Raw genomic sequence first — 12,653 nt, 5'->3', positions numbered from 1 at the left:
CGTGAACTACAGCCGGTGGGCGGCGTTCGACTGCTTGTTGCCGATACCGAAGTAGTTGTGCGGCCCGGGTACCAGCAGCTTGCGGAACTTGTCCGGCTGGACCGCGAGCACGCCGACCGCGGCGTAGCACTGCGCCTTCTCGACCGGCGGGAAGGTGTGCCGGTCGATCGCGTCGATGTAGCCGCGGATCATGTTGGAGACCGGGGGCAGCAGGCTCTTCTTCGCGTCTGGATTACTCCACTTGGCCTTCTGCCAGACGCTCATGTTGTTCGAGGCGCCCGAGTGCGAGCGGCGCTGCCACAGCGGCTCCTCGACCACCCGCCAGGTCCCCAGCAACGCCATCTCGGCGAGGATCACGCGGTCGGTGCCGTAGAACTTCTGCTGCATCGCGGTGCTCAGCAGGACCTCGCGGCGCATCAGCCCGAAGATCTCGAAACACCACTTCGTGTGCAGCAGCACGTCCCGGAACCGGACATGCGGGTACGGGGAGCGCAGCTGCCGGGTGGCGATGTTCGGGTCCGGGCCGTCGACGTAGGTGCCCTTGTCGTCGACGAAGCCGACCCCGTCGCCGGCCGGGCGCAGCTCCTTGCCGTCCTCGTCGATGTACGTGGTGAAGGAGTGACACAGGACCGCGTCGTCGTCCTTGCTCAACAGGCCGTACGTCTTTTCCAGGTACTCGGGCGACAACGTGTCGTCGTCGGCGGCCCACCGGTAGTAAGGAGCCCGAGAGAGCCGGACGACCTCGTTGAAGTTCGCGTTCGCGCCGATGTTCTCCGCCTGGCGCACGTAGCGAACCCGCGAGTCCTCCTTCGCGTAGCCGCGACAGAGCTCCTCGGTGCCATCGGTGGAGGCATTGTCCGAGATCACCAGCTCGAAGTCGCCGAAGGTCTGCGCGAGGTGCGACTCGATGGCCGTGCCGAGGTAGTCAGCGCCGTTGTACACCGGAATCCCGATGCTGACCTCAGGTACCCGGGATTCCGTCATCGCAGCGTCTCCGTCTGTCGAACATCCGTCTGTCGAACATCAGGGCCGGGTCTGGGCGAGCCGGATCGCGCTCCACCTGCGGACACGGCTAGACCTTCTACACGGGAGCCCCGTCGATGCCAGCCTAGAGCCTCCGGCTGTGAGCCAGTCATGAGGCCCGCGCATGCAGATGCCACCACTCTATGGAATCACTCATACGCAAAGAGTGATGGTTCTTGCTCACTCGCGACATCGAAGAAGCCCGTCAGCGCTTTCGGTCGAACACGTCAGGCCTGCGAAGGCCTGACCCACCGCGGGAATGCCGGCCTCGCCCACCTCGCGGCGCCGGGGCGGGCTGCTCCGCGACCGGCTGTGGCTGTGGCTGTGGTGCCGGCGCCGGTGCCGGTGCCGGTGGGCGGGGCGGCGCGGCCGGCGGTGGCGCGGGCAGCGGTCCCCGGCGCGTGGGAGCGTCGTCCGGCCTGGTTCCGGCAGGTGGCAGGCGGGCCGGCACGGGACCCGGTGCGGCTGGCCGGCCCTGCCCTGGCATCGCCGGGCCGCCCGGCCCCGGAACGGGACGGCCCGACGCCGGAGCCGGACGGCCCGATGCCGGACCGGGACGAGCCGAGCCTGGAACGGGCCGGGCCTGGCCCGGAACCGGACGAGCCGGACCCGCCATGGGACGGCTCGGTGGGGCCGAGGCCGGACGAACCGGTGGTTCCGCGGCGGCGGATGGCGCGGCGGCGGCAGGCCGCGCCGGGCGACGGAACTCGTTCAGGACGACGGCCCCGTTGACGGCGTACATCGCGACGACGGTGGCTCCGGCACCCCAGATCAGGGCGAACGGGCCGAAGTGCTTGGCGGTCGCCGCGACGGCGACGCCGGAGACCACGACGGCCACCAGGCTCGCGACCGACGCGGCCCGCGCTCGCCCGGCCGCGTTCGCGATCGTGATCAGCACCAGGACGCTGTAGCCCGCACCCTCGGTGATGATCGTCCATGGCAGCAGGCCGTGTACCTCGTAGGCCGGTTTCTGGAATCTGGGGAGGGGGTTGAACGGCCACTCGAAGCCGACCAGCAGCGCCCAGGCGAGGATCGCGACCGCGACCATGCCCCAGAACAGCAGGCAGATCTTGATCAACTTCCGGACGGCGCGATTGTGCGCCGCCTCCATGATCTCCGGGTTGAGCACCGCGAGCAGGCCGATCACCAGCACGGTGACCGGCTGCGCCAGAACCCGGGACCCCTCGCCGTTACCGACGTCGGTCGAGTTGGCCAGCGCCGTCAGCAGCGCGAAGTTGATGAACGGGCCGCTGGCCGACAACACGTTGCCCACCACGATCCAGCCGCCCAGCGCGAACAGGGACCGCAGCTTCAGCAGCATCGGCGCCCGGTTGCCCGGCTTGCCCTTCCACAGCGCGAACGCGCCGGAGACCAGGTTCGCGACCGCGAGCGCGCCGAACGGCACCCAGGCCGGCGGCACATGGGCGACCTTGGCCACCACCAGTCCCACCGCGACCGTGACGACCTGCACCAGGGACGTCGCCGCCGCGGTCCAGGACATTCCTGCCTGATGCAGCATCCGACGGATGTGGTCCTGCATCGGGGAAGCCACGGCCACCAGGGCAGCCGTCACGGCGAACCCGACCCGGGAGCCGACCGACTGCCCGTCCGACGGAATGATCAGTACGAAGGGCACCAGGAGCGCCGCCAGGATGGCGGGCGCCATGCCAAGCTGCAGCGACTGCGGCAGCAGCTGCACCCGCCGGCGCCGGGCCGCGACGCCCGCCGACGTGTACTCAACCGGCGAGAACACGATGCCCGTCGGGATGACCGACACGGCGATGAAGGCCTGGTAGAACAGCCCGTACGTGCCCAGCGTGGCCGCCGGCAGGAAGTACTGCGCGAACAGGCCCATCAGGAAGCTGCCCATCGAGGACAGGCTGGAGTCGATGAGGCCGGCCGGCACTCGGCGCAGCAGCGACGGCGCCTGTGACTCCGACTCCTCGGCGGGCGGCGTCGGCGCGGCCGCCGTCAGCTCCTCCCGAAGCGGGATCGGAACCGGGCCGGTCTGGAACAACAGCGAGCCCGGCGGCATCGCCGAGCGCGACATGTGGATCGTCGTCTCGGCCATCGACGGGTCGGCGAGCAGGGCCATGCGCCCTTGCCTCCCGCCCGGGAGGTCCCGGCGGGAGATCCGCATCGTCGTCTCGGCGGGGTTCGGCTCCGGGGTCGCGGCGCGGTGGCCGACGGGCCTGGTGGCCTGGGTCACGGCCCGTTCAGCCGGCGCTCGACCACCCGCGGCGCGGTCGGTCGACGCTCGGTCGGTCGAAGCGCGGTCGGTCGCCACTCGGCCAGCAGCGGCCCGGTCGGTCGCGGCCCGGTCGGTCGGGGCGCCGCCCGTCGACGCTCGGTCGGTCGCGGCTCGGCCAGCGGCGGCTGCGGAGGGCCGGTCACCGGACGTGGCTCCCGCGATCTTGCGGCGGTCGAGCAGCTCCGTGCTGTCCGGCGGCGGCGCCTTCGGCGGGCCGGCGCCGCGGCTCGTCACGGCCGCCGGGTCATCGACGGTGTCCCGCCGCGTCACCCGCGACCGGTCGACCCTCGCGGTGTGTTCCGCCGAGGGCGCGGCGGACCCGGCGGCCGGCACGCCCGCGCCACGTCCCGGTGTCCGCGGCGCGGCCGGATCGACCGTGTCCCGGCGCTCGACCCGCGACCGGTCGACCCTGGTCGTCCGCTCGCCGGCCGGCGAGCTTCCGCTCGCCGGCGGCGCGGCTGGATCGACGGTGTCACGCCGTTCGGGCCGGGGCCGTTCCACCCGCGTGGTCCGTTCGCCGGGGGCCTCGGGTCGCCGGGCCCCGCGGGGCGGAGTGGACGTATAGACCGACGGTGGGGCCGGCGGCGCGGTGGGCTCGCGAGGGCCCCCGCCGGGGCGGGGTGTGGTCGTCGTCTCGTCGACCGCCACCCGGACCGCGGCCCGGGAGTAGACGGACGGCGGCGACGGCGCCGGGTTCTGCCCGGGCGGCAGTTTGATGGTCTGGCTGCCTTCGTCGACCCGGGCGGAGCCCTCGGCAGGCGTCTCGCCACGGCCTGGTTCCGTCCGCCGCCGCGTGGAGACCCCTCGCGACGCTTCCGGCTCGGCTGGTGACGGGGAGTGTCCGCGCCCGCCCGGCGTCTCGCTGCTCCCCCTGGTGGCCGCCTTGGCCTCGTCCGTCTCCGGACCCGCCTTGGGACCACTCCCAGCGTCGCTCATCACCCTCACTCACCGAGTCGTCAGCGCATTATCCCAGCCCGCCGTTACGGCAGCGTTGACGTCGTCCGATAGCCGCTTCCCGACGATACGGAGTGCGACAGGGGTGGGGAATTCCCCACCGCCGACGGGGGTACTCACACGCACGGCCGGTTCCGCTGTCCCCACCCTGGATCCGCCGGCCCGCTCCAGTGACCATGAGTTCGCGTTCCGGGACCGTCGAGGCATGCGCACACGACAGCCGGACGCCGCCTCGGCAGCCACCGACCCGGCTCCCGAACTCACCGACCTCGAGCCCGCCTCGGGCCCGGGCGGCTCCGGCCGTCCCGAGTCCTCCGTCACTCCGAACGCCGTCGCCCCGACTGCCGGCAGCCACCGGCGCCGTTCCCGCGGCGGGCACGTGGCCGCCCGCGCGGCCCGCTGGAGCGTGCGGCACCGCAAGCTCGCCGTTGCCGGCTGGCTGGTCGCCGTCGTCGCCCTCGTGCTGGTCGGCAGCATGATCGGCACCAAGAACCTCAAGTCCCAGGACTGGACGGTCGGCCAGGACGGCCAGGCCCAGCAGGCCCTGCGCGACCATGGCTTCGTCGACCGGGACAGCGAGAACGTCCTGATCCAGCTGGCGACCCGGCCGGCCGGCGGCATGGCCGCGGATCCGCAGGTCCAGGCCGCGGTCACCGACGTCGTCCGGCGGATCGTCGCGACGCACGAGGTGACCTCGGTGCGCACGCCGATCGCCACGCCCGGCGCGACGGCCGACCCGGGGCTGATCTCGGTCGACGGCCGGTCCGTCCTGATCACCTTCGACCTGCTCGGCACGGTCGACGACGCGGACAGCCGCGTCGGGCCGGTGGTCGACGCCGTCACCGCCGCGGGCGCCGCCCACCAGGGCATGTCGATCGAGCAGTTCGGCTCGGCCAGCGCGGACAAGGCGCTGAACAAGACGATCGGCAAGGACTTCCAGCGGGCCGAGTACCTCTCGATCCCGATCACCCTCGCGATCCTGCTCCTGGTCTTCGGCGCGGTCGTCGCCGCGCTGGTCCCGGTCGGCCTGGCGCTGACCGCGTTTGTCGGCGCGATCGGCGCCGTCGCCTTCAGCAGCCGGCTGATGGCGACCAACCAGACCGCCACCTCGGTGATGCTGCTGATCGGCCTGGCGGTCGGCGTCGACTACGCGCTGTTCTACATCCGCCGCGAACGGGAGGAGCGCGCCAAGGGGCACAGCGCGCGGCGAGCGCTGGAGATCGCGGCCGAGACGTCGGGGCACGCGGTGTTCGTCTCCGGCCTGACGGTCGCGGTCTCGCTGGCCGGTCTGATGATCACGGGGATGGCCGCGTTCACCGGGATCGCGGTGGGCACGATCATCGTCGTCCTGATCGCGTTGCTCGGCTCGATCACCGTGCTGCCGGCGCTGCTGTCGATGCTCGGCGACCGGATCGAGCTCGGCAAGCTGCCGTGGCACCACGCCGCCGCGCCGGGCAACCGCCGGGAGCGCAAGGCCGCCCGCATCGCGGCCAGCGCGGCGCGTCGGTCCGGGCTGCCTGCCGACGAGGAGGCCGAGGAGGACCGCGCCCAGCGCGCCGCCGCTGCCGCCCGGCGCCCGGCCCGCCGCGAGCAGGGCCGCCCCGACCGGGTCCGGCTGCTCGACCGGCTGATGCGCAGGCCGGTGGCCGTGGCCGTCGTCTCCGGTGGCCTGCTGCTCGCGCTGGCCGCGCCGACCCTGCGGCTGCACACCTCCGACCTGGGCGTCTCGGACCTGCCGAAGGACCTGCCCATCGTCCACACCTACGACCGGCTGCTGGTCGCGTTCCCCGGCGGCCCGGTCCCGGCCGTGATCGCCGTGACCGCGCCCGACGTCACCGCCGCTCCGGTGAGCGCCGCCATCCAGGAGCTGCGGACGCGGGCAGTCGCCGCGCACGTCGGCTACGAGCCGATGGTCGTCGACATCAGCGCGGACAAGAAGGTGGCGCGGGTGATCCTTCCGCTCGCCGGCACCGGTGACAACAGGGCGTCGATCGACGCGGCCCACCAGCTGCGCGACAACCTGGTGCCAGCCACGATCGACAAGGTCCCTGGTGCGCACGCCTACGTCGGCGGCGAGGCCAGCGCCTCGATCGACTTCAACGACCAGTTGTCCACCCGCACCCCGCTGGTCATCGGGTTCGTCCTGCTGCTGGCCTTCGGGCTGCTGTACCTGTCCTTCCGCAGCGCGGCCATCGCCGGCGTCGCCGTCGGGCTGAACCTGCTGTCCGTCGGCGCTGCCTACGGCGTGCTTGAGCTGGTCTTCCAGCACCACTGGGCCGACGGGCTGCTCGGCTTCACCGCCACCGGCAGCATCGTCAGCTGGCTCCCGTTGATGCTGTTCGTAATCCTGTTCGGGCTGTCGATGGACTACCAGGTCTTCCTGCTCTCCCGCATCCGGGAGGCGCGGCAGTCCGGCCTGGACATGCGGTCCGCGTCACTGGCCGGACTGCGCAGCAGCGCCGGCGTGGTCACCAGCGCCGCGATCATCATGGTCGCCGTGTTCTCGATCTTCGCAACGCTCTCCCAGGTCAGCATGAAGCAGCTGGGCATCGGTCTGGGCACCGCGATCTTCGTGGACGCGACGGTGATCCGGGTGTTCCTGATGCCCGCCCTGCTCACCCTGCTCGGCGACCGAGTCTGGCGCCCCCGCCAGGGCGGCCACGGCGAGCTCCCGGCCGCCGGCGCCTCGGGAAGCGGCATCCCCGTCCAGGGCACGCGGTTCCCGAGCCACACCGGCTGACCCGTCCCGGCGCCCCCGCTCCGGCGCCCGTGATCGTGCCGGCTTCGCCAGTCCCCCGCTGGCGGAGCCGGCACTTTTCTTGTCCCGCCTTTCCCAGTCCCGACCGAATCTTGATCGTCGGGGAGTCGGGGCACCGCCCCACGCGTCACGGAGCACGGGCTGCGGAGGTAGTTACAGTCACACTGACTCCATGGTCGTTGCGTTGGGGTTACAGTCGTCCGGACGTCCGGTACCGCCGCGAGGACTGGAACGGCCCCATGCCTTACGCACCAACCGCGCAGCCGGTCCCCGGCGCACGTCTCCGCCCTGTCGTCGCACGTACCAGACCCGAGCTCGCGCGGGTGCTGGCCGAGCCGGCCGGCACCCGGGCCGTCGTGATGACCATGGGTGCGCTGCACGACGGCCACGCGGCCCTGATCCGCGAGGCGCGCCGCCGGGCCGACCAGGTCGTCGTCACGATCTACGTCAACCCTCTCCAGTTCGGGCCGACCGAAGACCTCGACCGCTACCCGCGCTCGTTCGACGCCGACCTTGAGGTGTGCGCCCGCGAGGGCGCGGACGTCGTCTTCGCGCCGGCCGTCATCCACGACCCGCGGCCGCTGGTGACGCTGCACGCCGGGCCCCTCGGCGAGATCCTCGAAGGCGCGAGCCGGCCAGGGCACTTCGACGGCATGCTCACGGTCGTCGCGACGCTGCTGCACCTGGTCCGCCCGGACCTGGCCTTCTTCGGCCGCAAGGACGCCCAGCAGCTTGTCTGCATCCGCCGGATGGTCGCCGACCTGGCCTTCCCGGTCACCGTGGTCGGGGTGCCGACGGTGCGCGAGCCGGACGGCCTCGCCCTTTCCAGCCGCAACACCTACCTGACGACACCGCAGCGCGCGGCGGCGCTGGCGCTGTCGCGGGCGCTGGCCGCCGGTGTCGCGGCGGCCGACGGCGGCACGGACGCGACGCTGGCCGCGGCCCGCGCCGTGCTGGCCGGTGAGACAGGCGTCGAGGTCGACTACCTCGCCCTCGCGAGCCCCGACAACCTCGGCCCCGTCGGCGCGGCCGGCGGACCAGCGCTGCTGCTGGTGGCCGCGCGCGTCGGCTCCACCCGCCTGATCGACAACATCGAGCTCACCGTGGCGCCCGCCCCCGGGCCCGGAGCGGGGGAACCGTGACATCGACACACCTGGCCACGCCGGCGGCGCCGGTCGGCCTGCCCTCGCTGCCCGTGCTCCCCGCCCGGCTCGGCGCGCCGCGCGCCGGCTGGACCAGGCACGCCGACGTCGTCGTGATCGGCTCCGGCGTCGCGGGGCTCACCGCCGCGCAGCGGGTCCGCGCCCAGCTGCCGACGAGCCGGGTGCTGCTGGTGACGAAGGCGCTGCTCGACATGGGCTCGACCCGGTGGGCGCAGGGCGGGATCGCGGCGGCGCTGGCCGCCGAGGACTCCCCCGACGACCATCTGCGCGACACCCTCGTCGCCGGTGTCGGGCTGTGCGACCCGGCGGCCGTGCGGGTGCTGGTCACGGAAGGCCCGGCGCGAGTCCGGGAGCTGGCCGCGCTCGGCGCCCGGTTCGACCTCACCGCGGCCGGCGAGCTGTCGCTGACCAGGGAGGGCGGTCACCTGCGCGACCGGATCGTGCACGCCGGCGGCGACGCCACCGGGCTGGAGGTGGAGCGGGCGCTGATCGCCGCGCTGCTCGCCGACGACGGCATCGACGTGATCGAGCACGCCCTCGTGCTCGATCTGCTCGTCGACGCGGACGGGCAGGCGGCCGGCGTCACCCTGCACGTGCTCGGTGAGGGCACCCGCGACGGGGTCGGCGCGGTCCTGGCGCGGGCCGTGATCCTCGCGACGGGCGGGATGGGCCAGATCTACGCGTCGACGACGAACCCGTCGGTGTCCACCGGCGACGGCGTCGCACTCGCGCTGCGTGCCGGGGCGGTCATCGCCGACCTGGAGTTCGTCCAGTTCCACCCGACGGCGCTGCGGATCCCGGGCGTGGCGTCGGCTGGCCAACAGCCCCTGATCAGCGAGGCGATGCGCGGCGAGGGCGCCCTCCTGGTGGACGCGGCCGGCGAGCGGGTCATGTCGGGCGTTCATCCCCTTGAGGACCTGGCGCCTCGCGATGTGGTCGCCAAGCAGATGTCGCGGGTGATGGGGGCCCAGGGCGTCGACCATCTCTTTCTGGACGCGCGCCACCTCGGCGAGGAGACGATCCTGCGCCGCTTCCCGACGATCACCGCCCGGTGCCGGGAGCACGGCATCGACCCGGTCACCCAGCCCATCCCGGTGGCGCCGGCGGCGCACTACGCCAGCGGCGGGGTTCGCACCGACACCCAGGGCCGGACCAGCGTGCCGGGCCTGTACGCCTGCGGCGAGGCGGCCTGCACCGGGGTGCACGGCGCGAACCGGCTGGCGTCGAACAGCCTGCTCGAAGGCCTGGTGTTCGCCGCCCGGATCGCCGACGACCTGGCCGGCGGCCTGCCGTCGCCCGGAGCCCCGGTCGAGGCCGTCGTCGACCGTGGCTCGGCGGGTCTGGCCGACCCGGCCGAGCGGGTCGAGCTGGAGCGGGTGATGACCGAGGGCGCGGGCGTCCTGCGCAGCGCGCCGAGCCTGCTCACGACGGCGAAGGCGCTGGCCGACGTCGGCGACGTCCGGCTGACCGGCGCGACGGTCGCCGCCGGCCCGGAGGCCTGGGAGATGACGAACCTGCGCACGGTCGCGACGGCGCTGGTCGCCGCCGCCGCCACGCGGACGGAGACCCGCGGCTCGCACTGGCGCGAGGACTTCGCCGACGCCGACGACGCGTGGCGCGGCCACCTGCTGCTGCGGATGGACCCGGACGGCCTGCTCGACGTCACGTACGCCCCCGCGCCGCCGGATGGGGTCACCGCGGGCGGCGCCGCCGAAGGGAAGGCACCATGAGCCCCAGGATGAAGGCAAGCTTCGGGTTCGGGTCGTCGCCAGCGAGCGACCAGGCGACGCTCGCCCGGCGCCCCGGCTGGTCGGCCACGACCGAGAAGGCGCTGGCCGAGGCCGGTCTCGACCCGTCGGCCGTCGGCGACGTGGTGGCCCGGGCGATCGCCGAGGACCTGCCGGCCGCGAGCGGGCTCGGGGTGGACGTCACCTCAGCCGCGACCGTGCCCGCCGACCTGGTCGCTGTCGGGCGGATCGTCGCCCGGGCCCGCGGCGTGGTCGCCGGGCTCCCGGTGGCTGCCGCCGTGTTCGACGCCATGGTCGGCCCGGACGCCGAGGTGACCCTGACGGCCGCCGACGGCGACCGGATCGGGCCCGGCACCGAGGTGCTGCGGGTCCGCGGCCCGGTGCGCGGCCTGCTGACCGCCGAGCGCACCGCGCTCAACCTGCTCTGCCACCTGTCCGGCGTCGCGACCGTGACCCGGGCCTGGGCCGACGCGATCGCCGGGACCGGCGCCGCGGTCCGGGACACCCGCAAGACGATGCCTGGCCTGCGCGCGCTGGAGAAGTACGCGGTGCGGGCCGGCGGCGGCGTCAACCACCGGATGTCGCTGGTGGACGCGGCGCTGGTGAAGGACAACCACGTGGTCGCCGCCGGCGGCGTGGCGGCCGCGTTCGCCGCCGTGCGCGCCGCGTTCCCCGACCTGCCGGTCGAGGTCGAGTGCGACACGGTCGAGCAGGTCCGCGAGGCCGTCGCGGCCGGCGCCGACCTGATCCTGCTGGACAACATGACCCCGGACGAGCTGCGCGCCGCGGTGGCGCTGGCCCGGCCGGCCGGGGTGCTGCTGGAAGCGAGCGGTGGGCTGACGATCGACGTGGCCGCCGAGGTCGCGGCCACCGGGGTCGACTACCTCTCGGTCGGCGGCATCACCCACTCGGTGATGGCGCTGGATCTCGGCCTCGACCTGACTCTCGACAAGTAGAACGACGATGGAAATGACCTCATGCTGCTGACGATCGACATCGGCAACACCAACACGGTCCTCGGCGTCTTCGAGGGCGAGACGCTGGCCGACTCCTGGCGGGTGCGCACCCAGGCCAACGCCACCTCCGACGAGCTGGCGTTCCTCTACCGCGGCCTGATCGGCGAGTACCGGATCGACGGGGTGTCGGTGTGCTCGACGGTGCCGGCGGCGCTGCGCGAGATCCGCCGGATGGCGGGCCGGCTGTTCAAGCACGTACCGGTGGTCGTCGTCGAGCCCGGCACCCGCACCGGCGTGCCGATCCTGATCGACAACCCGAAGGAGGCCGGCGCCGACCGGATCATGAACACGCTGGCCGCCCATCACCTGCACGGCGGGCCGACGATCGTGGTCGACTTCGGCACGTCCACCAACATCGACGTGGTATCCGCGCGGGGCGAGTTCCTCGGCGGGGCGCTCGCCCCGGGGATCGAGATCGCGCTGGACGCACTGGCCTCCAGGGCCGCCCAGCTGCGCAAGGTCGAGCTGGTGCCGCCGCGGTCGGTGATCGGCAAGGGCACCGTCGAGGCGCTGCAGTCCGGGATGATCTACGGAGTGGCCGGGCAGGTCGACGGGCTGGTGCGCCGGATCCGGACCGAACTCGGGACGGAGGCCACCACCGTCGCGACCGGTGGCCTCGCCCCGCTCGTCCTGAAGGAGAGCGAGACCCTCCAGGTGCACGAGCCGCACCTGACACTGATCGGACTGCGGCTCGTCTTCGCCAAGAATGCCTGAACCGGCCGACCCGACGACCGCCCGACCACCGATCGCCTTCACCTCGCCGCCAACCACGACCAGCCAACCCGAGAAAACCGGAATGTCTACCAGCACGCAGAAACGCTCAACGATGCGAGAACCCGGGCATCAGTGCAGCACGGGCAGCCCGGATTCCGGACCACATCCAGACCATGGGCGATCGACGGGTGGGACAGTCCAAGATGCGACGCAGTTACCTGTAAGAACTTCGGTGCGGCAATGAGCGGCAGTTAGACTCCCGAACGAGCTGTCGTTTCGACCGTTGCCGGCTCCGAGGTCGCACGATCAGGCGCTTTCGATCGACCGCGGTCGAGGCCTCGGACCTGGTACGTAACCAGGAGCAGCTAGGATTGGCGACTCAGTCCATCAATCCGGACGAAACGGCACAGCACAGGCGGGGCGGGGGCACCGTTGACGGAAACGGTCAACATCATCGGGACATATGCGCGAGATGTGGAAAACGACCCTCAGCGGGACCCGACAGACCTCCCGATCACTGACAACCGGCCGCCCAGTGCCGGGCAATCCGATAATGATCGTCCCGGCACGGAGCACCCCGACGCAGAACGCCCCGGTGCCGCGCTCGCCGATGGCGCCGACCATGACACGGCCGCGGGGGCGGCCCGTCCGGGTGGCGCCACGACGGCCGATGCCGCCGACCGGAGTCCGCTGGAGCTCAGCGCCATGGACGAGAACGCCGTAGATCATGACAAGACCGACGACACTGTCACCGATGGCGAGCCCACGGTGCGAGTTCCGCGACAGCGGTTGTCGTTGAGCGCCGCAGGTCAGGACGACGCGAACCGCCGCGACGACGCGGCGACCGTCAACGTGCCCGCGATCTCGACCCGCGCGGGCGCCCGGCGGGCACAGCCACGGGTCCCCGCCCAGCCGACCGGCGAGCCGGCGGCCGACGAGGCGGCCGGGGACGCCGTCACCGACCCCAACGCGCTGACCGGGCCCATCCTGCTGCCGCTTCCCCAGGGCGGGCTGGAGAGCGTCGGG

At 72.9% G+C, this 12,653-nt stretch carries 7 protein-coding genes; 5 read left to right on the top strand and 2 right to left on the bottom strand.

Features of this window, described 5'->3' with window-relative positions:
• Positions 1 to 6: 6 nt before the first annotated feature.
• Positions 7 to 984 (bottom strand): glycosyltransferase family 2 protein, encoded by a 978-nt coding sequence (locus FRAEUI1C_RS00890; RefSeq protein WP_013421386.1) that lies wholly within the window; start codon positions 982 to 984, stop codon positions 7 to 9.
• Positions 985 to 1,228: 244 nt separating this feature from the next.
• Positions 1,229 to 4,210: an MATE family efflux transporter gene (locus FRAEUI1C_RS00885; RefSeq protein WP_013421385.1), complete on the bottom strand. Its 2,982-nt coding sequence runs from the start codon at positions 4,208 to 4,210 to the stop codon at positions 1,229 to 1,231.
• 223 nt (positions 4,211 to 4,433) lie between these two features.
• Between FRAEUI1C_RS00885 and FRAEUI1C_RS00880 the strand changes: the two genes are divergently transcribed.
• The 5 genes from FRAEUI1C_RS00880 (at position 4,434) to FRAEUI1C_RS00860 (ending at position 11,627) form a co-directional block, all read left to right on the top strand.
• Positions 4,434 to 6,968: an MMPL family transporter gene (locus FRAEUI1C_RS00880; RefSeq protein WP_013421384.1), complete on the top strand. Its 2,535-nt coding sequence runs from the start codon at positions 4,434 to 4,436 to the stop codon at positions 6,966 to 6,968.
• Between the two features lie 257 nt (positions 6,969 to 7,225).
• Positions 7,226 to 8,128, top strand: coding sequence for a pantoate--beta-alanine ligase (panC, locus tag FRAEUI1C_RS00875; RefSeq protein ID WP_049806793.1), 903 nt, complete (start codon positions 7,226 to 7,228; stop codon positions 8,126 to 8,128).
• A 47-nt stretch (positions 8,129 to 8,175) separates the two neighbouring features.
• A complete protein-coding gene (locus tag FRAEUI1C_RS00870) occupies positions 8,176 to 9,879 on the top strand; it encodes an L-aspartate oxidase (protein ID WP_041259907.1) in 1,704 nt (567 codons plus the stop codon).
• The gene (gene nadC / locus FRAEUI1C_RS00865) at positions 9,876 to 10,853 is read left to right on the top strand and encodes a carboxylating nicotinate-nucleotide diphosphorylase (protein ID WP_232425253.1); all 978 of its coding nucleotides are present in this window, start codon (positions 9,876 to 9,878) and stop codon (positions 10,851 to 10,853) included. Before FRAEUI1C_RS00870 ends, nadC begins: the two co-directional genes overlap by 4 nt.
• Before the next feature lie 21 nt (positions 10,854 to 10,874).
• Complete coding sequence (locus FRAEUI1C_RS00860) at positions 10,875 to 11,627, top strand: type III pantothenate kinase (RefSeq protein WP_013421380.1); 753 nt, start codon at positions 10,875 to 10,877, stop codon at positions 11,625 to 11,627.
• Positions 11,628 to 12,653 lie beyond the last annotated feature (1,026 nt).

Origin of the sequence: Pseudofrankia inefficax (assembly GCF_000166135.1) — a bacterium.
GTDB classification, from domain to species: Bacteria; Actinomycetota; Actinomycetes; order Frankiales; family Frankiaceae; genus Pseudofrankia; species Pseudofrankia inefficax.
This window is presented reverse-complemented; position numbering and strand designations above follow the sequence as displayed.